Source organism: Enterobacter cloacae complex sp. IR5428, assembly GCF_049238585.1.
Classification (GTDB): domain Bacteria; phylum Pseudomonadota; class Gammaproteobacteria; order Enterobacterales; family Enterobacteriaceae; genus Enterobacter; species Enterobacter intestinihominis.
The window spans coordinates 234,775-257,104 of sequence record NZ_JBMKHV010000003.1 but is presented as its reverse complement, the minus strand read 5'-3'; the positions used below and the strand labels follow the sequence as shown (position 1 = coordinate 257,104).

The following is a 22,330-nucleotide window of genomic DNA, read 5'->3' as shown; positions in this document are numbered from 1 at the left end:
GTCTATACTTACATGGCTGTTTTGTTCACTGTAAGGAGGATTAGGGTGGCTGACTTGTTAACCGCACCGCCTGTACTGCCCGGAAAATTTGCTTTCTTTTTTGACCTCGACGGGACGCTCGCCGGGATTGAACCGCATCCTGACGACGTTGTTGTACCGGATTTGGTGTTAGAGAATTTGCAGCAGCTCTCCCGACAGAACGAGGGGGCACTGGCATTGATTTCAGGGCGCTCAATGGCCGAGCTGGATGTGCTCGCCAGTCCTTATCACTTTCCGCTGGCCGGTGTGCACGGAGCGGAGCGCCGCGATATCCATGATCAACTGCATATAGTTTCACTCCCCGATACGCTGGTTCAGGCGCTGCATGCGCAACTCTCTTCTGCTCTGGAACTGCTTCCCGGTACGGAACTGGAAGCCAAAGGCATGGCCTTTGCGCTGCACTACCGTCAGGCGCCTCACCATGAGGCGGCGATCTTTTCGGTAGCAAGAAGCGTGGCGGAAGCCCATCCGGAGCTGGCGTTACAGCCCGGTAAATGTGTGGTCGAGATTAAACCAGCAGGAATTAATAAAGGCGCTGCCATTGCAGCGTTTATGGCGGAAGCGCCGTTTAAAGGGCGTACGCCAGTATTTTTTGGGGATGACCTGACCGACGAGGCCGGGTTCAGCGTGGTAAACCAGGCCAGTGGCATGTCTGTCAAGGTAGGGCCGGGTGAAACCGTTGCCGGATGGCGGCTGGAAAACGTCGCCAGCGTCTGGCAGTGGATATCTGATGTCGCTAACCAGCAACAACAACAAATAGCGCAAAACAACGGGAGAAATCATTATGGGTCGCTTAGTCGTCGTCTCTAATCGCATCGCACCGCCGGATGATAAAAAAGCCAGTGCCGGTGGCCTGGCGGTCGGGGTATTAGGTGCCCTCAAAGCCGCGGGTGGTCTCTGGTTTGGCTGGAGCGGGGAAATCAGTAATGATGAGAAACCGCTTAAAAAGGTGTCACGGGGCAATATCACGTGGGCTTCCTTCGCACTCAGTGAGAAGGACTATGATGAATATTATTCCGAGTTCTCAAACGCCGTGCTGTGGCCAGCGTTTCACTATCGTCTGGACCTGGTGAAATTCCAGCGTGAATCCTATGAAGGCTATATGCGCGTTAATGCGCTGCTGGCAGATAAACTGCTGCCGCTAATCGAAGAAGACGATATTTTATGGATCCACGATTACCATCTGCTGCCTTTCGCCAGAGAGCTGCGAAAACGTGGTGTGAATAACCGAATCGGTTTTTTCCTACACATTCCTTTCCCGACGCCGGAGATTTTCACGGCACTGCCGCAGCATGAAGAGATCCTTGAGGCGCTGTCTGATTACGACCTGCTCGGTTTCCAGACGGAAAACGACAGGCTGGCCTTCCTCGACAGCGTGTCCGGTAAAACCCGACTGGTTACTCACGGCGGCAAATCTCACACCGCGTGGGGACGTAATTTCCATACCGAGGTCTACCCGATTGGTATTGAGCCAGACGAAATTGCCGAGCAGGCCTCCGGTCCATTGCCTCCGAAGCTTGCCCAGCTTAAGGATGAACTCAAGCACGTTAAGAATATCTTTTCGGTTGAACGACTTGATTATTCCAAAGGTTTGCCGGAGCGATTCCTCGCGTACGAAACCCTGCTGGAAAAATTCCCGCAGCATCACGGCAAGATTCGTTATACCCAGATAGCGCCGACCTCGCGCGGTGAGGTTCAGGCCTATCAGGATATCCGTCACCAGCTTGAGACCGAGGCAGGGCGCATCAACGGGCGCTACGGGCAGCTTGGCTGGACTCCACTTTTCTATTTGAATCAGCACTTTGAGCGCAAAATTCTGATGAAAGTGTTCCGCTATGCGGACGTCGGGCTGGTCACGCCCCTGCGCGACGGGATGAATCTGGTGGCAAAAGAGTATGTTGCAGCACAAGATCCTGCTGACCCGGGTGTGCTGGTGCTGTCTCAATTTGCCGGTGCGGCAAACGAGTTAACCTCAGCGCTGATTGTAAACCCTTACGATCGCGATGACGTGGCAAATGCCCTGAACCGTGCGTTAACTATGCCGCTTGCGGAACGTATTTCACGCCATTCGGAAATGATGGAGACCATCATGAAGAATGATATTAACCGCTGGCAGGCGCGTTTTATTGACGATTTGCGCGCGATCCAGCCGCAAAGTCAGGAAGGTGATCTGCAAAAAAAGATCGCGACCTTCCCTAAACTCGCCTGATTTTCTCCGGGGGCATTAATTGCCCCCAAGAGGCACCAGCAGGACATCAACCTGGCTTGACGAAACGATAGATTTTGCCGAGCATGCCGCACGAGAAAAAAAACTCTGGTTATGATTTCCGCAAATAACCAGGTCAATATTCTCTTTCTGACAGATGTCGAGTATATGCGCGCTTAATTCACCGGTCGCGATAACGGTCTGATGAATCGGATAGTCTGCCCTCTCCACTAACTCTTGCAGGAATTGGTGCGTTTCCTCCTGCAATACCTCACGTATATCTTCCAGCATCGGCGCAGCCAGCTGATTATACATTTCGGGTTCTGCAGCCAGCGTGATGAGGCTGATGCGGGCATTGGCGGGGCGGGCGATGGATACGGCTCGGGCGACAAGCTGGTGGCTTTCGGGAGAAACAGCAACTGAAACAAGCAGATGGGAGTAACTCATCACGCACTCCTTTGATGTCAGAATGACAAGTTTCCCCAGCTTTACCGCGAAACTGCCATTACTGCAAGAGGTGAATGCGTCATTAGTGTGAAGCTTATCATAATTATTCATTAATTATTCTTATAAGAAGAATAACTGAAAAGATGGCCTAAATGAAAAAAATTAACAGCTTAACGTAAATTACACATTTTCCCTTCCGGGTGGTTAACTCGCCTTAACTCATCATCAACCCGGCGTAGATCGTTACGCAACGAAACTGATTTTTGTGTTGCCAGCGTTAACCTCCTGTTTTTACTTTATTAATTAATGGTAGTTTCAACGTGAAGTTTTCCCCATAGCAGATCAATGCGGATTTGCCCTGTCTTTACATTTCCCAGACCCAATTCCCCCGTCCGGATGCATGAGTATTCGTTCCTGAAGAATATAAACAAGCTTGGGTTGGATAAAAAACACCCAAATTACAAGTCACGCTGATGGATTTATGGGTTACATTCGCGTAAATTATGTGACGCAGATCACATTTTTTTTAAATTCCAGGGGGGGGCTGCATTGTATGTGTCAAAACTGACGAGTAGAGTTTGCGTCGAATTAGGAAAAATCTTAGTTATTTGTAAGAAAAGATAAAATGTGTAACCGACATTTTGGCCATGTTAACCGGTCACGCGCTTTACGACGTACAAACCTAAATTCAACTATGCATTTGGCCTTTTCTTTTTATACCGGGTGATTTCCCGGCGACATCACGGGGTGCGGTCTTTCCGCATAAAAATAATAGTTGGTTATTCGGGATGGGAAAAATGCATACATCCGAGTTGCTAAAACATATTTACGACATCAATTTGTCGTATTTATTGCTCGCGCAGCGTTTGATTAGTCAGGACAAACCGTCAGCGATGTTTCGTCTGGGTGTTAACGAAGAGATGGCAACCATGCTGGGGGGATTAACACTTCCGCAGATGGTCAAGCTGGCTGAAACCAATCAGCTTGTCTGCCAGTTCCGTTTCGATAACCCGCAGACCATTACGCGTCTGACTCAGGAATCCCGCGTGGACGATCTGCAACAGATCCACACCGGTATTCTTCTCTCCACCCGCCTGCTCAACGAAATCAGCCAGCCTGACGACGTAGCCCGGAAGAAAAGGGCTTAACAATGAGCGAAAAAAGCATTGTTCAGGAAGCCCGTGATATCCAGCTGGCAATGGAACTCATCACGCTGGGTGCGCGTTTACAAATGCTGGAAAGCGAGACGCAACTGAGCCGTGGTCGTTTGATCAAGCTGTACAAAGAATTGCGTGGTAGCCCACCGCCAAAAGGCATGCTGCCGTTTTCGACTGACTGGTTCATGACCTGGGAGCAGAACATCCATGCTTCCATGTTCTGTAACGCCTGGCAGTACCTGCTTAAAACGGGCTTATGCAGCGGCGTGGATGCCGTGATTAAAGCCTACAAACTTTACCTTGAGCAATGCCCGCAGCAGGAACAGGGACCCCTGCTGGCGCTGACCCGCGCCTGGACGCTGGTGCGTTTTGTTGAAAGCGGAATGCTTGAATTGTCGCGCTGCAACTGCTGTGACGGCAATTTTATTACCCACGCGCACCAGCCTGCGGGCAGCTTCGCCTGTAGTTTATGCCAGCCTCCATCCCGAGCCGTAAAAAGACGTAAACTTTCCCGGGATGCTGCCGATATTATTCCACAACTGCTGGATGAACAGATCGAACACGCTGTTTAACCCGAACCTGTGGGCAAGATTCCAGCAGCGGTAAGCGATTACCGCTGCTTTTTTTTACCCTGCGTTCAGGTCACGCGCTCGAAATGAACGTCCTGCCATAGTCACTAGCGGAAGGATGATGTCGTGCTTATCTTATTAGGTTACCTGGTAGTTCTCGGTACAGTTTTCGGCGGTTACATGATGACCGGCGGGCACCTTGGAGCACTCTATCAACCGGCTGAACTTGTCATCATCGGCGGTGCAGGGGTAGGGGCTTTTATCGTTGGTAACAACGGTAAATCGATCAAGGGCACGCTGAAGGCGATTCCGCTGCTGTTTCGTCGCTCGAAATACACCAAAAGCATGTATATGGATCTTCTGGCGCTGCTCTATCGCCTGATGGCGAAGTCACGTCAGCAAGGAATGTTCTCGCTGGAGCGGGACATTGAAAACCCGAAAGAGAGCGAAATTTTCGCCAGCTACCCGCGTATTCTGGCTGACGCGATGATGCTCGATTTTATCGTCGATTACCTGCGACTGATCATCAGCGGCAACATGAACACCTTCGAAATTGAAGCCCTGATGGACGAAGAGATCGAAACCCACGAGAGCGAATCCGAAGTTCCGGCCAACAGCCTGGCGCTGGTGGGCGACTCGCTTCCGGCGTTCGGTATAGTGGCGGCGGTCATGGGCGTCGTTCATGCCCTGGCCTCGGCGGATCGCCCGGCGGCTGAACTGGGCGCCCTGATTGCCCACGCGATGGTGGGGACGTTCCTTGGTATTTTACTGGCATACGGCTTTATCTCCCCGCTGGCGAGCGTGCTGCGCCAGAAGAGCGCTGAAACCACCAAAATGATGCAGTGCGTGAAAATTACGCTGCTCTCAAACCTCAACGGTTATGCGCCACCGATCGCCGTCGAATTTGGCCGTAAGACGCTCTACTCCAGCGAACGTCCGTCGTTTATCGAACTGGAAGAGCACGTGCGCGCGGTGAAAAACCCCAACCAACAGACGACAACTGAGGACGCATGAAAAACCAGTCCCATCCGATCGTCATCGTAAAAAAACGCAAGCATAAGGGGCACGGGCACGGTTCTCACGGCTCATGGAAGATCGCGTACGCCGATTTTATGACCGCCATGATGGCCTTCTTTCTGGTGATGTGGCTGATCTCCATCTCCAGCCCAAAAGAGCTTATTCAGATTGCGGAATATTTCAGAACGCCGCTGGCGACGGCGGTCACCGGCGGGCCGCGCATTTCGAACAGCGACAGCCCGATCCCCGGCGGCGGTGACGATTACACCCAGCAGCAGGGCGAAGTGAAAAAACAGCCTAACATCGACGAGCTGAAAAAACGGATGGAGCAGGCGCGCCTGAAAAAACTGCGCGGTGACCTGGATCAGCTGATTGAGGCGGACCCTAAACTGCGCGCGCTGCGTCCGCATCTGAAAATTGACCTGGTGCAGGAAGGGCTGCGTATTCAGATCATCGACAGCCAGAACCGACCGATGTTCAAAACCGGCAGTGCCGACGTGGAGCCCTACATGCGCGATATTCTGCGTGCGATTGCACCGGTGCTGAACGGCATTCCGAACCGCGTTAGCCTCTCCGGTCACACGGATGATTTCCCGTACGCCACGGGAGAGAAGGGATACAGCAACTGGGAGCTTTCTGCCGATCGCGCCAACGCCTCGCGTCGCGAGCTGGTGGCGGGTGGGCTTGATGATGGCAAGGTCCTGCGCGTGGTCGGCATGGCTGCAACCATGCGCCTGACCGACCGCGGACCGGATGACGCCATCAACCGTCGTATCAGTCTTTTAGTGCTGAACCAGCAGGCGGAGCAGGCCATCCTGCATGAAAACGCCGAAAGTCAGAATGAGTCACTGGACGATTTAAAACAGCCTGGGGCCGTCCCTTCGGCTGCCGTTCCAACATCGCCACCAGCCAATCCGAGGTGATAGCGTGAGCATGGATATTACCGATTTTTACCAGACATTTTTTGATGAAGCCGACGAATTGTTGGCCGATATGGAGCAACATTTGCTGGATCTGGTGCCCGAGGCACCGGACTCAGAACAGCTCAACGCCATCTTCCGTGCGGCGCATTCCATTAAAGGCGGAGCCGGAACGTTTGGATTTACCATTTTGCAGGAAACGACCCATTTAATGGAAAACCTGCTGGATGAAGCACGACGCGGTGAGATGCAGCTCAATACCGACATTATCAACCTGTTTTTGGAAACGAAAGATATTATGCAGGAACAGCTCGACGCCTATAAAAGTTCGGCAGAGCCTGATGCCGCCAGCTTTGAATACATCTGCAACGCGCTGCGTCAGTTAGCGCTGGAAGCCAAAGGTGAGGCGTCTGCGCCCGTTGTCCCTGCGGCAAAACTGAGCGTTGTTGACGCCGCGGCCAAACCAGACAGTGCGCCTGATGCGCCCGCAGGAAAATTGCGCGTAGTGCTGTCACGGCTGAAAGAGAACGAGGTCAACCTGCTGGAAGAGGAGCTGGGTAACCTGGCGACGCTCAGCAACGTGGTGAAGGGTAAAGACAGCCTGGCCGCGACGCTCGACGGCGGGATCGGTCAGGATGACATTGTGGCGGTGCTGTGCTTCGTGATTGAAGCGGATCAAATTGCGTTTGAAACCGAGGCGGCGGCCGTTGAAGTGCCCGCGCCGGCAGAAATTGCCCCTGCGGTAGTTGCCGCTACTCCGGCCCTGAAAGCCGTGCCAAAAGAGACGGCCGCCCCGGCCCGCGGTGAAAAACCGGCGGCGCGTTCCAGCGAGTCCACGAGCATTCGCGTGGCGGTGGAGAAAGTGGATCAGCTGATCAACCTGGTGGGTGAACTGGTGATCACCCAGTCGATGCTGGCCCAGCGCTCCAACGAGCTGGACCCGGTGACCCACGGCGATCTCATCACCAGCATGGGCCAGTTACAACGTAACGCCCGCGATTTGCAGGAATCGGTGATGTCCATCCGCATGATGCCGATGGAATATGTCTTCAGCCGCTTCCCGCGCCTGGTGCGCGACCTGGCCAGCAAGCTCAACAAACAGATCGAACTCACGCTGATGGGCAGCTCCACCGAGCTGGATAAGAGCCTGATTGAACGCATTATCGACCCGTTAACGCACCTGGTGCGTAACAGCCTCGACCACGGCATTGAGCTGCCGGAAAACCGCGTGGCAGCCGGAAAATCGCCAGTGGGCAACCTGATCCTGTCAGCAGAACATCAGGGCGGCAACATCTGCATCGAAGTGACCGATGACGGCGCGGGCCTGAACCGCGAGCGCATTCTGGCGAAGGCGATTTCGCAGGGCATGGCGGTCAACGAAAACATGACTGACGAAGAAGTGGGCATGCTGATTTTTGCCCCGGGCTTCTCAACCGCAGAGCAGGTCACCGACGTTTCCGGCCGCGGCGTGGGCATGGACGTGGTGAAACGTAACATTCAGGAGATGGGCGGTCACGTTGAGATCCAGTCTAAGCAGGGCGCGGGCACCACGATCCGTATCCTGCTGCCGCTGACGCTGGCCATTCTTGACGGCATGTCCGTTAAAGTGGCGGACGAAGTCTTTATTCTGCCGCTGAACGCGGTGATGGAATCCCTCCAGCCGCGCGAAGAAGATCTGCATCCGCTGGCGGGCGGCGAGCGCGTGCTCGAAGTGCGCGGCGAGTACCTGCCGCTGGTGGAACTGTGGAAAGTGTTCGAAGTGGACGGGGCAAAAACCGAGGCCACGCAGGGTATCGTTGTGATCCTGCAAAGCGCCGGACGCCGCTACGCGCTGCTGGTCGATCAGCTGATTGGTCAGCATCAGGTGGTGGTTAAGAACCTGGAAAGTAACTACCGCAAAGTGCCGGGGATCTCTGCTGCCACCATCCTGGGTGATGGTAGCGTCGCGCTGATCGTCGATGTATCGGCACTTCAGGGATTAAATCGTGAACAACGTGTGGCGAACACAGCCGCCTGATTAAGTAAAAGGTAATAACATGACCGGTATGAGTAACGTAACGAAACTGGCGGGCGAGCCCTCTGGGCAGGAATTCCTGGTTTTCACTTTAGGTGATGAAGAGTACGGTATCGACATCCTGAAAGTGCAGGAAATTCGCGGGTACGATCAGGTAACGCGCATCGCGAATACGCCAGCGTTTATCAAGGGTGTGACCAACCTGCGCGGTGTGATTGTGCCTATCGTGGATCTGCGCGTGAAGTTCAGCCAGGGCGATGTGGAGTACAACGATAACACGGTGGTGATTGTTCTGAATCTGGGGCAGCGCGTGGTGGGGATTGTGGTGGACGGCGTGTCAGATGTGCTGTCGCTGACCGCCGATCAAATCCGTCCTGCGCCGGAGTTTGCGGTCACGCTGTCGACGGAATACCTGACGGGGCTGGGTGCGCTCGGCGAGCGTATGCTGATTCTGGTGAATATTGAGAAGCTGCTGAACAGCGAAGAGATGGCGCTGCTGGATATTGCGGCGAATCACGTGGCATAAAATAATGCCGGGTGGCGGCTTCGCCTTACCCGGCCTACAAATGGCTCGAACACGTAGGCCGGGTACGCGTTAGCGCCACCCGGCTCTTTTGTATCTTTACGCCTCCTGCTCCACCAGCTCTGCCTCCGCTTCCCGCGCCCCTTCATTCTGCGACAGCATCGCCGTCGCAATCCCGTTCCCCAGCACGTTAATGGCCGATCTCCCCATATCCAGGAAATGGTCAATCCCCATCAGCAGCAGGATCCCGGCTACCGGAATGTTAAAGCTCGGAATGGTTGCCGCCAGCACCACCAGCGACGAGCGCGGTACGCCCGCAATGCCCTTCGAGGCCAGCATCAGCGTTAACATCAGCACCGTCACCTCGGTAAAACTCAGGTGAATGTTGTACGCCTGGGCAATAAACATTGAGGCGAACGAGCAGTACACCATGGAGCCGACCAGGTTAAACGAGTAGCCGATCGGCAGGACGAAAGAGGCGATATTCCGTGAACAACCAAAGCGCGCTAACTGCTCCAGCGTTTTTGGGTATGCCGCTTCAGAGCTGCTGGTGGTAAACGCCACCAGCACCGGATCTTTCAGCATCGCCACCAGACGGAAAATCTCTTTCTTCAGTACCATGTAACCCACGGCCAGCAATACAAGACAGGTCAGGAGGATCGCCACATAATAACCGCCAATAAACGAGGCATAGTTCAGCAAAATGCCCAGCCCCTGGGTGGCAATGACGGACGAAATCGCCGCGAAAATGGCCAGCGGCGCAACGTACATCACGTAGCCCGTCACCTTCAGCATAATGTGGGATACCACATCCAGCGCCGCGACCAGCGGGGCGTTGAATTTTTGGCCCAGTGACGCGCCGCCAATGCCGAAGAACATCGAGAAGACCACAATTTGCAGGATCTCATTGTTGGCCATCGCGCCGGCAATGCTGGTTGGAATGGTGTGTGACAGGAAGGCTTTCAGCGACATCCCGCTCACGGCCAGGCCGGTATCAACCGTCTCTGTCGGAATGCTCAGGTTCAGACCGCTGCCGGGTTGTTCAAGGGTAACAATAAACAGCCCCACCAGAATGGAAAGTACGGATGAGCTGATAAACCACACCATCGCTTTACCCCCGACGCGCCCAATCGTAGACGTTTCACCCAGCCTCATAATGCCCACCGTCAGGGTGCTGAACACCAGCGGGGCTATCACCATCTTGATCAGCCGCAGGAAAATATCGGTCAGCAGGGTGATGTTCTCCGACCAGGCCTGTATCGCGTCGGGCGAAGCATACTCATGGATCGCCGCACCGGAAAGAATGCCCGCCAGCATGAAAATCACGATGAAGAGCGTGAGTTTGTTTGCACTTGCCACAAAAAGATCCTCTATGCGCTAAAAGAGTTTCCTGCGTCAATGCATACAATATTTTTATTTAAGCGCAGGAAAATATTCGGGGCATAAATTGAAGTAAAGCTGCGTGAGTTACAACTTGTTTTTAATTTTTATGAAATTCGTTGTTTTTATCATGACGATATATTGTGACTCAGATCACGCTACAGGCGATATATCCTCAAGTTAAGCAAGAATAATGCCCATTTTTTTTTGCTAACCCTTTGTAATGTTTGTTAATAACCTGTTAATTCGAGCGGGGTTGCCCTCTTTTTGATGAAAGTGGTTGAAGTGCTAACCATAAACTAAATTCTCAGTAACCGCGCCGGGGAATGTTTAAGCGGGGCTAACATACTGAACAGTATGAATAAAATATGGCAAGCGAACCTATATTTCTTCTGGAGGGTGGTAAATGAAAAGAAAACTTCTTTTTATCTGCGCGGGCACGCTGCTGACGGCGGCAACGGTCGGTCAGGCTCTCGCGGTCACCAGTAGCGGCACTATCGGCGCGACGTTGACGCTGACCAACGGCTGCTTGATCAACGGCTCGCCAACGCAAAACGGCATTAACTTCGGGACGCTCGATTTCGGCACTCATCCTGCAACATTCTCCACCCTGACAACCCAGTTAACCGGTGCCAGCGGAGGAAACACCTTTACCATTCAATGTACCACTGCCAGTTACACGGTGGCGATCACCGGCAACACTAACGCTACCGCACCCGGAACCGTTGTCGGCACCCCAGGTACGCCGGGCCGCTATCTGGTCAACACCGCCAATGCGGCGCAGGGCGTTGCCTACAGCCTGTTCAGCGATAGCGGTTACAACAACGTGGTTGCGAACAATGCCGCGTTGCCGGTCGCCTCTACTGCGGGTGGGGTGGATAGCTACACCCTCTATGCACGCATTACGGGCGGCGGCAATAGCGTGACGGTCGTACCGGGAACCTATACCGACACGATTAACGTCAGCGTCACCTACTGATTCAGCCATGAAGGCATTGTTATGTCTGCGCGACAGCGCAGAGGGCGTCGTGCACCCTTTTTTGACCCTGTTGGTCGGGCTGATGTTGATCCCAGACGCCGGGGCGGTGACGTCTCAGTCATTCAGGGTGAGCGCGACGGTTGTGCCTGGATGCTCGGTGAGCACCGGCACCGGCGGGCGTTTCGGTACGCTGAATTTCGGGACCCGCAGCGGCGTGGAGAGCGCACCGGTCAGCACCAGCTTTGTTGCCGACGGCGCGTTGTCCATCGCCTGCACACCGGGTGTGGCGCTAAGTATGAGCATTAACGGCGGTCAGAATTATAGCTCTGTGCGGCGGATGACGCGTTCAGGCGGGACAGAAGTGGTCGGTTACCGGCTCTACAGCAGCAGCTCTCTGGCCGCAAACAGTGAAATTGGGGTTAACCAGGCAATACCGATTACCTATACCAACAGCAATAACATCGCGCTGCCTCTTTTTGGCGTCGCGCTTTTGACCGGGTTTAGCCCGTCAGGAACGTATTCAGATCAACTCACCGTGACCTTGTCATGGTAGGAAAGGGAGAGCATTGATGAAGCCATTTTTCAGGCGGTCAGGCCTGTTGAGTCTGTTGGGGATAACGGCCCTTACAGCGGTTAAGGCGCAAGCAGCCGCAACCATTCTTCTTTGGCCTATCGATCCGTGGCTTTCGGCAGACGCCAGAGCAACTGAATTGTGGATCCAGAATCAGGGCAACAGCGCCACGACAATGCAGATACGCATTGTGCGCTGGAAACAGGAGGGCGGATATGAGCGTTACACCGCCCAGCAGGATGTGGTCGCCAGCCCGCCGATCGTGACTATCGCTAAAGGCAGTAAACAGCTTATTCGCCTGATTAAGCAGGGGACGATCCCGTCCGGCGTCGAGCAAGCCTACCGCATCATTGTGGATGAGATTCCCCAGCCGGATGCCAAAGCGGAACCGTCTATGGGCCTCAAACTGCAAATGCGCTATTCCATTCCCTTATTTGTTTATGGACAGGGGATCCCCACCCTCAACGAAGGAGAGCATCACGCGCTGGCGAACACTCAGCAGCTCAACTGGCGGGTCATTCAGGAGGAGGGGAAACCCGCGCTTGAGGTCCGCAATCAGGGGAACGTTCACGTCAGGCTCAGCCAGGTTGCGGTTGAGCAGGGCGGGCAAAAACGCACGGTTGCCGAGGGGCTGCTGGGTTATGTGCTGCCAGGCAGCACCCGAAGCTGGCCGCTTCCGGCAGGGATTTATCAGCCGAATCGGATGAGCGCGCAAATTAATGCCAGGGATACGCAATGGCAATCGACGCCCGTCAACTGAAACCGGCGATGATGATCCTGCTTTGCGTCAGTACCAGCGCATTTGCCGAAACCGGCGACGACAGTTTACCGCCGCCGCCGGACGCGCGGACGATGAACGGCGAAGCTGTATTCCAGCTCGCCCTGGTGCTGAACCACTATGACACGGGTCTGGTGGTGCCGGTGACGCAGCGCGAGGGCGCCTGGTTTATTTCAGGAGCGGATTTGCTTCGCGCCGGACTGCCGCAGGAGCATGTGCCTGCCGGAGAGGTGAACCTTTCAACGCTCTCATCGGTACGCGTAGAGTATGACAGCAGCGCCCAGCGGCTCATGCTGACGGTCCCCCGGGACTGGGTTGCGGCGCGGATCACGTCGTTTAGCGGTCAGAGCGCGCAAAGCAAGCCGCATTATGGCCGGGGCGCGCTGCTCAACTACGACGTTTATACCAACCATACCGAGCACACGGGCGGCCAGGCGTCGGTGTGGCATGAGTTCCGCTATTTCAACGAAGACTATTCGTTTTCTTCGACAGGGTATGCCCGACAGAATTTCGCCGGAAGCAGCGGGCAGCAGGAAGGATACGTGCGCTATGACTCAACCCTGCTGATCACCAACGAGGAGGATGCCACCACCTGGACCGTCGGGGACGTCATCAGCGATGCGCTGAGCTGGAGCACCAGCGTGCGGATGGGCGGGATCAGCTATGGGCGCGACTTCTCCCTGCGTCCGGATCTGGTGACCTGGCCGCTGCCGGCGTTTTCCGGTGAGGCGGCCGTCCCGACCTCGGTCGATCTCTTTATTAATGGCTACCGTTCCGGCTCCACCCGCCTTCAGCCGGGGCCGTTTACCCTCACTAATCTGCCGTACATCAACGGCGCAGGGGATGCGGTACTGGTCACCACCGACGCGCTGGGACGTCAGGTGAGCACCACGCTGCCGTTTTATGTCAGCAGCGATCTGCTGAAGCAGGGGTTAAGCGACGGCGCCGTGACGCTGGGCAGCCTGCGGCGCAACTACGGTATAGAGAATTTTGACTATGGCCCGGCGGCGGGCAGCGGATCGTATCGCTACGGGGTGACCGACTGGCTGACGCTGGAGGGGCATGCGGAAGGGGCGGAGTCGCTGGCGCTCGGCGGCGCGGGCACGGTGCTGAAGCTCGGGCGTTTTGGCGTGGTGAACACGTCTTATACCCAAAGCCGGATGCGCGGCGACGAAGGGGGCCAGATGAACTGGGGCTATCAGTACAGCACCAGCGAGTTTAGCGTAGCGACCCAGCATACCCGACGCGACCGCGGCTTCGGCAACCTCGCCCTGTACGATCAGCCCACCGTTTATGATGAATATGATAACCCCGTTGCCAGCCTGAGCCGCAATACCGACCAGTACTCCTTAACCTTTAACCTCGGTGATTACGGCAATATCGGTGCGGCGTGGATCGGCGTGGAGAGTTTTGACAGCCGGAAAACCGAGCTGCTCAACCTCTCCTGGAGCCGAAATCTGTGGCGCTCAAGCAGTATTTACCTGGCGGCCAGCCGTGACCAGCAGCGGGATGACTGGACGGTTGCGCTGTCGTTGCAGGTCCCTCTGGGCGAACGTGACAGCGCCGCCGTTACCTTTGAAAACACGCCTGACGCAGGCAGCACTCAACGCATTAACTACAACCACTCGATGCCGTCTGACGGCGGCTTTAGCTGGAACATGGCCTGGGCCAACCAGTCGCGGTCGAGTAACTATCAACAGGCCACGCTCGGCTGGCGGAATAACAATGTTGAGCTTCAGGGCGGCGGCTACGGTGAGAAGGGGATGATGACCTGGTGGGGCGAGGCGATGGGCTCTGTCGTCCTGATGGACGGTGAGCTGTTTGCGGCGAACAAAATCAACGATGCGTTTGTGGTGATCAGCACCGACGGACATCCGGACGTACCCGTCAGCTACGAGAACCAGCCGGTTGGTAAAACCAATAATAAAGGTTATCTGCTGGTCAGCGGCGTTTCCGCCTATTACCCGGCGAGCTACCGCATTGATACCCTGAACTTACCTGCGGATACCCGGCTGAAAGAGACCGAGCGTCGGGTGGCGATTCGTCGGCATAACGGTTATCTGGTGGATTTCCCGATGGAGCAGGAGCGGGTTGCCAGCGTGATCCTGCATGACGTGCAGGGCAATGCGATCCCGGTGGGAAGCCAGGTCAAACGCGCGTCCCGCAGTAGCGCGGTTGTTGGCTACGACGGCCTCGCCTGGCTGGAAAACCTCAACGATGTGAATCCTCTGGAGGTCATCACCCCGGACGGTAAACGCTGTATCGCAACGTTGAACGTGGGCGAAAATCCCGAGCATAAGCTGCAAACCTACGGTCCGCTGACCTGCCGGGAGGCACCGTGAAACGCCTGTTGATAGCCATACTGCTGCTGTTCTCGGGCAGCGGCTGGGCGGCCTGCACCGTCAGTACGGTGAACGCCTCGTTTGGCAGCGTCACCTCATTCGCCCTGAGCAGTACGGGGGAGGTGCAAACCACCGGCACGCTGGTGGTGTCCTGCGATACTGTTCTCAACCTGCTAACCAACGACTCGGTGACGCTGACCTACACCTCGGCGTCGATAGCCGCCAACAGCCGCGCCACCATGAAACGTACCGATAATGCGGCCATCGCGGACGTTATCCCCACGCGCCTGTGCGGTGCCACTGGCTGCGGCGGAAACAGTGAAGTACAAATCAGCAAAACCTATACCTGGAATGGCAACACCCTGCTCGGGCTGCTGGGGTCAAGGCGCTACAACATTCCGCTTTATTTCCGTACTGTGCCGGGGCAGAACGTCACGGCCGGGCCGTACCAGGTGTTGTTAACGTTCAGCATCAACTACAACGTGTGCGCCGTTGGCGCGGGCGGGCTATGCCTGACCCCGCAAACCGGCACGGCAACTACCTCCATTCTCCTCAACATGACCGTCACCAACGATTGCAGCACGATGACCACGCCGGACGTGAATTTTAACAGCGCGCCGCTGGTGCAAAATTTTCCCACCGTTTCGCAGTCGATCGCCGTCACCTGCACCAAGGGCAGCACCTACACCATAGGCATTAATAATGGAGCAAACGCCCTGAACAACGTTCGTCGTATGGTTAGCGGCAGCAATTTTATGAGTTACGACATCTATAAAGAGGCGACCAGCAACCGCTGGGGCGGCAGTGGCAGCGAGCGCTGGGCCAGCGCCAGCTCATCCCAGGTCAGTACCGACGGGCTTTTACGCACCTATAACTACAGCGCTAAGGTCCTGACCAGCCAGGCCACGCCTCCTGCCGGAACCTACACCGACACGCTGATCGTTGACGTCGCGTTCTGACTCCCCGCGCTTTTCCCTTTCGCAAATGTAAAGTTCCCGTGGCCCCTGCCGATAACACCGTTAATCAATCGATGAGAAGGTGTTGTATGTTGAACCGTATCCGCGTTGTCACAATGCTTATGATGGTGCTGGTCATTTTCGCACTTCTTCAGCTTATTTCTGGCGGCCTCTTTTTCTCCTCGTTAAAACAGAACCAGGACAGCTTCGCGGCCTCGAACGATTTGCGGATGCAGCAAAGCGAACTGACCACAACCTGGGATCTGATGTTGCAGACGCGTATCAATCTGAGCCGCTCGTCTGCCCGCATGATGATGGATCCGAACAACCAGCAGAGCAGCGCAAAAACGGAACTGCTGAAGAATGCGCGCGCCACGCTGGCAGACGCGGCGAAACATTACGAGGCCTTCAAAAAAATCGCCCCTCAGCCCGCAATGGCGCAGGCGAGCGCGAACATAGATGAAAAATATCTGGCCTACTTCGCCGGCCTCACGGAGCTGGTGCAGTTCCTGGAGAAGGGCAATATGGACGCCTATTTCGCGCAGCCGACCCAGGGCATGCAGAACGCCCTTGGCGCGGCGCTCGGCGAGTACGCCAAAGCCAGCGGCGAGCTTTATCACTCCGCCTTTACGCAAAGCCAGAACGACTACCGTTTCGCGAAATGGCAGATGGCGGTGCTCGCCCTCGCGCTGGTTATCGTGCTGGTGGCCGTGTGGTACGGCATTCGTCATATCCTTCTTAACCCGCTTGGCCGCGTCATTGCCCATATCCGCGATATTGGCCGGGGCGATCTCACGAAAACGCTGACCGTTTCTGGTCGCAACGAGATCACCGAGCTGGCGACCAGCGTCGACCATATGCAGCGTTCGCTGATTGATACCGTCGCCAACGTGCGCGAGGGGGCGGATGCCATCTATACCGGCACGAGTGAAATCGCGATGGGCAACAACGATCTCTCGTCCCGTACCGAACAGCAGGCGTCCGCTCTGGAAGAGACGGCGGCAAGCATGGAGCAGCTCACCGCGACCGTGAAGCAGAATGCCGACAACGCCCGTCAGGCGTCGCAGCTTGCAGAAAGCGCGTCCGACACCGCCCAGCGCGGCGGTCGGGTGGTCGACGGCGTGGTGAAAACCATGCATGACATTGCCGACAGCTCGAAGAAAATCGCCGATATCATCAGCGTTATCGACGGCATTGCCTTCCAGACCAACATTCTCGCGCTGAACGCGGCCGTTGAAGCGGCGCGTGCGGGCGAGCAGGGACGTGGGTTTGCCGTGGTCGCTGGCGAAGTACGTAACCTCGCCAGCCGCAGCGCCAATGCGGCGAAAGAGATCAAAGCCCTGATTGAAGACTCTGTTTCACGCGTGGATACCGGCTCGGTGCTGGTGGAAAGTGCGGGTGAAACCATGAATGACATCGTGAATGCCGTGACGCGCGTGACGGACATCATGGGTGAAATCGCCTCTGCATCGGATGAGCAGAGTCGTGGTATTGACCAGGTCGCTCTGGCGGTATCGGAAATGGATCGTGTGACGCAGCAAAACGCCGCCCTGGTGCAGGAGTCCGCTGCCGCGGCCGCTGCGCTTGAGGATCAGGCGAGCCGCCTGAAAATGGCCGTCTCGGCGTTCCGTCTTACTTCAAAAACAACAAATACGGTCAGCTCGCGGTCAGCGTACAGCGAAGCAACCCCGGCGCCCGTGACAACACCTACGCGCGCAGCGGTGACCGGACAAGATGAAAACTGGGAAACATTTTGACTGACAATTAAACCGCGGCTGCTTGCCGCTTGATGGGAGCGTGGATGTTAAATCGTATTCGTATCTCGACCACACTGTTTTTGATTCTGATCCTGTGTGGGGTTTTGCAGGTTGGCAGTAACGGGTTGTCTTTCTGGGCGTTTCGCGATGGCTATCAGAATTTGCAGGAAGTTGAGACGAGTAATCAGCAGCGCTCCGCACTGGCACAAACGCGTGCCGTGCTGTTACAGGCAAGCACTGCGCTGAACAAAGCAGGGACGTTAACCGCGCTGAGCTATCCGCCGGATGATATTAAGGCGCTGATGGTCGTGGCCCGCAGCAGCCTGAAGCAGGCCGACGCGCAGTTTAAGACGTTTACGGCGCAGGAGGCGGTGAGTGAGAAAGAGAAAACGCTGAAAGTCGCCATGAAAAAGACCTTTGATGTGTGGTACGGCGATCTCGACCATCAGGCGACGTGGCTGGAGAACAACCAGCTTTCTGACTTCCTGACCGCGCCGGTGCAGGCGTCTCAGACGGCATTTGACGACAGCTTTAACGCATGGCAGCAGGATATTAACCAGTTTGTGGCGCGTGCCGGTGCGGACAGCCGTACCAGCTACCGCATGTCAGGGGTGATTTTCCTGACCATGGTGATCCTGGCCGCCCTGCTGACCGGCGGCTCGCTGTGGTGGTCGCGCAAAATGATCGTCCAGCCGCTGGCGATCGTCAGCAGCCACTTCGACAGTATGGCGAAGGGCGACCTGGCGCGTCCGGTGGCCGTGTATGGCAGGAATGAAATATCAGCGATTTTCGCCAGCCTGAAGGCGATGCAGAGTTCGCTGCGGGAAACCGTAAGCAACGTTCGTCAGGGCAGTTACGCCATGCATACCGGGATCTCCGAGATTGCGGCAGGCAATAACGATCTCTCATCCCGCACCGAACAGCAGGCGGCATCGCTGGCGCAGACGGCGGCCAGCATGGAGCAACTGACCGCGACGGTAAGCCAGAACGCCGATAACGCGCGTCAGGCGTCCGACTTGTCAAAACAGGCGGCGATGACGGCGAAACGTGGGGGCGACCAGGCTTCTCACGTCGCCAGCACGATGCAGCAGATTGCCGCCAGCTCGCAGAAAATTGGCGACATTATCAGCGTCATCGACGGTATCGCGTTCCAGACCAATATTCTGGCGCTGAACGCGGCCGTTGAAGCGGCGCGTGCCGGAGAGCAGGGGCGCGGGTTCGCGGTGGTTGCCGGTGAAGTCCGAAACCTCGCCAGTCGCAGCGCCAACGCGGCGAAAGAGATCAAAGGGCTGATAGAAGAGTCGGTCTCCCGCGTTCAGCAGGGCTCCGCGCTGGTGGATACCGCCGCGCAGACCATGCACGAGATTGTCACCTCCGTGACGCGGGTTAACGACATTATGGGCGAGATTGCCTCGGCGTCTGATGAACAACGCCGTGGTATTGAGCAGGTGGCGCAGGCCGTTACACAGATGGATCAGGTTACGCAGCAGAACGCCTCACTGGTGGAAGAGGCGGCGGCGGCTACCGATCAGCTGGCAAACCAGGCGGATCACCTTACCGGGTTGGTCGCCGTATTTAATGTGAAAGAGCACGTTGAAGCAGTAACAGAAGTCGGACGGTCACAGGCCGTACCCGTTGTATCCTGAATGTGATTGAGAAGGCGCTATGACATCACCCATGCCCTCAGGGCAAACGTCATTATTGTTGCAGATGACACAGCGCCTCGCGCTGTCCGACGCGCATTTTCGTCGGATATGTCAGTTAATCTACCAGCGTGCGGGGATCGTGCTTGCGGACCATAAGCGAGACATGGTCTACAACCGGCTGGTGCGGCGCTTGCGCACGCTGGGGCTGGATGATTTCGGCCGCTATCTGAGCATGCTCGAAGCGAACCAGAACAGCGCCGAATGGCAGGCATTTATCAACTCATTAACCACCAACCTGACCGCGTTTTTCCGCGAGGCGCATCACTTCCCGGTGCTGGCGGAACACGCCCGTCGCCGTAGCGGAGAGTATCGCGTCTGGAGCGCGGCAGCCTCTACCGGGGAAGAGCCGTACTCGCTGGCCATCACCCTTGCAGACACCCTGGGAATGGCGCCGGGCCGCTGGAAAGTGTACGCCAGCGACATCGACACCGAAGTGCTGGAAAAAGCCCGTAACGGCGTTTATCGCCAGGATGAACTAAAAACGCTGTCTCCTCAGCAGCTACAGCGTTACTTCATGCGCGGTACCGGCCCGCATGAAGGACTGGTGCGCGTACGCCAGGAGCTGGCGAACTGCGTGGAATTCGCCCCCGTTAATTTACTGGATAAGCAGTACAACGTGCCGGGGCCATTCGACGCCATTTTTTGCCGTAACGTGATGATCTATTTTGATAAAACGACGCAACAGGAGATTCTGCGTCGCTTTGTTCCGTTGCTCAAGCCTGACGGTTTACTGTTTGCCGGGCACTCGGAAAACTTCAGCAACCTCGTGCGTGAGTTTAGCCTGCGTGGGCAAACGGTTTATGCGCTGAGTAAGGAAAAAGCATGAGTAAAATCAGGGTATTGTCTGTCGATGATTCTGCGCTGATGCGTCAGATCATGACCGAAATCATCAATAGCCACAGCGATATGGAGATGGTGGCAACAGCGCCCGATCCGCTGGTCGCGCGGGATTTAATCAAAAAATATAACCCCGACGTGCTGACGCTGGATGTCGAAATGCCACGCATGGATGGCATCGATTTCCTGGAAAAATTAATGCGCCTGCGCCCGATGCCGGTGGTGATGGTGTCATCTCTGACAGGTAAAGGTTCAGAAATCACCCTGCGCGCGCTGGAGCTGGGGGCGGTGGATTTTGTCACCAAGCCGCAGCTCGGCATTCGCGAGGGGATGCTGGCGTACAGCGAGATGATCGCCGAGAAAATCCGTACCGCGTCGCGCGCAAAACTGGCGGCCCACAAGCCGATGGCCGCGCCGGCAACCCTGAAGGCCGGACCATTACTCAGCTCGGAAAAACTGCTGGTCATTGGGGCGTCAACCGGAGGAACAGAGGCAATTCGCCATGTACTCCAGCCATTGCCGCTCTCAAGCCCGGGTATCCTGATTACGCAACATATGCCGCCGGGGTTTACCCGCTCATTCGCGGAGCGCCTGAATAAGCTGTGCCAGATCAGCGTGAAAGAGGCGGAAGACGGCGAGCGCGTGCTGCCGGGTCACGCGTATATCGCCCCGGGTGACAAACATATGGAGCTGGCGCGCAGCGGGGCGAACTATCAAATCAAAATTCATGACGGGCCGCCGGTTAACCGGCACCGTCCGTCGGTGGATGTGCTGTTTCATTCGGTGGCGAAACATGCGGGGCGCAACGCCGTGGGGGTGATCCTGACGGGGATGGGCAACGACGGCGCCGCCGGAATGCTCGCGATGCACCAGGCTGGCGCCTGGACGATTGCGCAGAATGAAGCAAGTTGTGTGGTGTTCGGCATGCCGCGCGAGGCCATCAATATGGGTGGCGTAAGCGAAGTGGTCGATCTTAGCCAGGTAAGCCAGCAGATGCTGGCGAAAATCAGTGCCGGACAGGCAATACGTATTTGACTCAGGAGTATTATTTTATGGCGGATAAAGAGCTTAAGTTTTTGGTTGTGGATGACTTTTCCACCATGCGTCGCATTGTGCGCAACCTGCTAAAAGAGCTAGGCTTCAACAACGTTGAAGAAGCAGAAGACGGGGTGGATGCGCTGAACAAACTCCAGGCTGGCGGGTTTGGTTTTGTTATTTCCGACTGGAACATGCCGAACATGGACGGTCTCGAACTGCTGAAAACCATCCGCGCGGATGCAGGCATGGCCTCTCTGCCGGTGCTGATGGTGACCGCAGAAGCGAAGAAAGAGAACATTATTGCCGCTGCACAGGCGGGCGCAAGCGGCTACGTGGTGAAGCCATTCACCGCGGCGACTCTGGAAGAGAAGCTCGGGAAGATCTTCGAGAAACTCGGCATGTGAGGTGATGGAAATGTTGCAACCTGCTATGAAACCCGTTGAAGAACATTCGCCGAGCGACATTATTGCCCGTATTGGTAGCCTGACCCGCATGCTGCGCGACAGCCTCCGTGAGCTGGGGCTGGACCAGGCTATCGCCGAAGCGGCGGAAGCCATCCCCGACGCGCGCGACCGTCTGGACTACGTGGTGCAGATGACCGCGCAGGCGGCCGAGCGAGCGCTGAACAGCGTTGAGGCGTCACAGCCGCACCAGGATGCGATGGAGAAGGGGGCGAAAGCGCTGACCCAACGCTGGGATGAGTGGTTTGAGAACCCCATTGAGCTGGCGGATGCCCGCGAACTGGTAACGGACACCCGTCAGTTCCTGGGCGATGTGCCAGGGCACACCAGCTTCACCAATGCGCAACTGCTGGACATCATGATGGCGCAGGATTTCCAGGACCTCACCGGCCAGGTGATCAAGCGCATGATGGATGTGATTCAGGAGATTGAACGTCAGCTGTTGATGGTGCTGCTGGAAAATATTCCGGAACCGGCTGCCCGTCCGAAACGCGAGAACGAAAGCCTGCTCAATGGTCCACAGCTTGACACCAGTAAAGCGGGCGTGGTGGCAAGCCAGGATCAGGTGGACGATCTGCTGGACAGTCTTGGTTTCTGATTGCCCTTCTGCCTCAGGCTGTGAACGCGGCCTGA

General features: G+C 56.2%; 21 protein-coding genes. 19 read left to right on the top strand and 2 right to left on the bottom strand.

What is annotated here, in order from left to right; genetic code table 11:
- The first annotated feature begins 45 nt into the window (after positions 1-45).
- Positions 46-849, top strand: a complete 804-nt coding sequence (gene otsB / locus ACOTXC_RS05880; protein WP_022648515.1) for a trehalose-phosphatase — start codon at positions 46-48, stop codon at positions 847-849.
- Positions 824-2,248: an alpha,alpha-trehalose-phosphate synthase gene (gene otsA / locus ACOTXC_RS05875; RefSeq protein WP_022648514.1), complete on the top strand. Its 1,425-nt coding sequence runs from the start codon at positions 824-826 to the stop codon at positions 2,246-2,248. Before otsB ends, otsA begins: the two co-directional genes overlap by 26 nt.
- Positions 2,249-2,263: 15 nt before the next feature.
- Here the strand turns inward: otsA and uspC are convergent, their stop codons facing one another.
- Positions 2,264-2,692 (bottom strand): universal stress protein UspC, encoded by a 429-nt coding sequence (uspC, locus tag ACOTXC_RS05870; RefSeq protein WP_022648513.1) that lies wholly within the window; start codon positions 2,690-2,692, stop codon positions 2,264-2,266.
- A 797-nt stretch (positions 2,693-3,489) separates the two neighbouring features.
- On the opposite strand from uspC, the gene flhD reads away from it, so the two are divergent.
- The 6 genes from flhD to cheW all read left to right on the top strand — a co-directional run bounded on the left by flhD (position 3,490) and on the right by cheW (position 8,895).
- The gene (gene flhD / locus ACOTXC_RS05865; RefSeq protein WP_003859693.1) at positions 3,490-3,840 is read left to right on the top strand and encodes a flagellar transcriptional regulator FlhD; all 351 of its coding nucleotides are present in this window, start codon (positions 3,490-3,492) and stop codon (positions 3,838-3,840) included.
- Between the two features lie 2 nt (positions 3,841-3,842).
- A complete protein-coding gene (flhC, locus tag ACOTXC_RS05860; protein ID WP_022648512.1) occupies positions 3,843-4,421 on the top strand; it encodes a flagellar transcriptional regulator FlhC in 579 nt (192 codons plus the stop codon).
- A 123-nt stretch (positions 4,422-4,544) separates the two neighbouring features.
- On the top strand, positions 4,545-5,432 hold the full coding sequence (motA, locus tag ACOTXC_RS05855) for a flagellar motor stator protein MotA (RefSeq protein ID WP_003859696.1): 888 nt from the start codon (positions 4,545-4,547) through the stop codon (positions 5,430-5,432).
- The gene (gene motB, locus ACOTXC_RS05850; protein WP_022648511.1) at positions 5,429-6,358 is read left to right on the top strand and encodes a flagellar motor protein MotB; all 930 of its coding nucleotides are present in this window, start codon (positions 5,429-5,431) and stop codon (positions 6,356-6,358) included. Before motA ends, motB begins: the two co-directional genes overlap by 4 nt.
- A 4-nt stretch (positions 6,359-6,362) precedes the next feature.
- On the top strand, positions 6,363-8,372 hold the full coding sequence (gene cheA / locus ACOTXC_RS05845) for a chemotaxis protein CheA (protein WP_421767480.1): 2,010 nt from the start codon (positions 6,363-6,365) through the stop codon (positions 8,370-8,372).
- A 19-nt stretch (positions 8,373-8,391) separates the two neighbouring features.
- The gene (gene cheW, locus ACOTXC_RS05840) at positions 8,392-8,895 is read left to right on the top strand and encodes a chemotaxis protein CheW (RefSeq protein WP_003859699.1); all 504 of its coding nucleotides are present in this window, start codon (positions 8,392-8,394) and stop codon (positions 8,893-8,895) included.
- Positions 8,896-8,991: 96 nt separating this feature from the next.
- Here cheW and ACOTXC_RS05835 read toward each other — a convergent pair whose 3' ends face one another.
- Positions 8,992-10,251: a dicarboxylate/amino acid:cation symporter gene (locus ACOTXC_RS05835; protein ID WP_022648509.1), complete on the bottom strand. Its 1,260-nt coding sequence runs from the start codon at positions 10,249-10,251 to the stop codon at positions 8,992-8,994.
- A gap of 427 nt (positions 10,252-10,678) precedes the next feature.
- On the opposite strand from ACOTXC_RS05835, the gene ACOTXC_RS05830 reads away from it, so the two are divergent.
- From ACOTXC_RS05830 to cheZ, 11 genes are all read left to right on the top strand, one after another.
- On the top strand, positions 10,679-11,251 hold the full coding sequence (locus ACOTXC_RS05830; protein ID WP_022648508.1) for a spore coat protein U domain-containing protein: 573 nt from the start codon (positions 10,679-10,681) through the stop codon (positions 11,249-11,251).
- Positions 11,252-11,258: 7 nt separating this feature from the next.
- Positions 11,259-11,804, top strand: a complete 546-nt coding sequence (locus tag ACOTXC_RS05825) for a Csu type fimbrial protein (protein ID WP_022648507.1) — start codon at positions 11,259-11,261, stop codon at positions 11,802-11,804.
- A 16-nt stretch (positions 11,805-11,820) separates the two neighbouring features.
- Positions 11,821-12,582, top strand: coding sequence for a fimbrial biogenesis chaperone (locus ACOTXC_RS05820; RefSeq protein WP_023300459.1), 762 nt, complete (start codon positions 11,821-11,823; stop codon positions 12,580-12,582).
- Positions 12,558-14,942 carry a fimbria/pilus outer membrane usher protein gene (locus ACOTXC_RS05815; RefSeq protein WP_421767479.1) on the top strand — a complete coding sequence of 795 codons (2,385 nt, stop codon included), beginning with the start codon at positions 12,558-12,560 and terminating at the stop codon, positions 14,940-14,942. The genes ACOTXC_RS05820 and ACOTXC_RS05815 overlap by 25 nt, the downstream gene beginning before the upstream one ends.
- Entirely contained in the window at positions 14,939-15,901 is a 963-nt protein-coding gene (locus tag ACOTXC_RS05810; RefSeq protein ID WP_023300457.1) for a Csu type fimbrial protein, read from the top strand. The genes ACOTXC_RS05815 and ACOTXC_RS05810 overlap by 4 nt, the downstream gene beginning before the upstream one ends.
- Positions 15,902-15,987: 86 nt before the next feature.
- Positions 15,988-17,655: a methyl-accepting chemotaxis protein II gene (gene tar, locus ACOTXC_RS05805; RefSeq protein WP_023306492.1), complete on the top strand. Its 1,668-nt coding sequence runs from the start codon at positions 15,988-15,990 to the stop codon at positions 17,653-17,655.
- Between the two features lie 44 nt (positions 17,656-17,699).
- Complete coding sequence (gene tap, locus ACOTXC_RS05800) at positions 17,700-19,301, top strand: methyl-accepting chemotaxis protein IV (protein WP_421767478.1); 1,602 nt, start codon at positions 17,700-17,702, stop codon at positions 19,299-19,301.
- Between the two features lie 19 nt (positions 19,302-19,320).
- Complete coding sequence (gene cheR / locus ACOTXC_RS05795) at positions 19,321-20,187, top strand: protein-glutamate O-methyltransferase CheR (RefSeq protein WP_206227741.1); 867 nt, start codon at positions 19,321-19,323, stop codon at positions 20,185-20,187.
- The gene (locus ACOTXC_RS05790) at positions 20,184-21,233 is read left to right on the top strand and encodes a protein-glutamate methylesterase/protein-glutamine glutaminase (protein WP_014884341.1); all 1,050 of its coding nucleotides are present in this window, start codon (positions 20,184-20,186) and stop codon (positions 21,231-21,233) included. Before cheR ends, ACOTXC_RS05790 begins: the two co-directional genes overlap by 4 nt.
- A 17-nt stretch (positions 21,234-21,250) precedes the next feature.
- The gene (cheY, locus tag ACOTXC_RS05785; RefSeq protein ID WP_000763862.1) at positions 21,251-21,640 is read left to right on the top strand and encodes a chemotaxis response regulator CheY; all 390 of its coding nucleotides are present in this window, start codon (positions 21,251-21,253) and stop codon (positions 21,638-21,640) included.
- 10 nt (positions 21,641-21,650) lie between these two features.
- Entirely contained in the window at positions 21,651-22,295 is a 645-nt protein-coding gene (gene cheZ, locus ACOTXC_RS05780; protein WP_022648501.1) for a protein phosphatase CheZ, read from the top strand.
- Positions 22,296-22,330 lie beyond the last annotated feature (35 nt).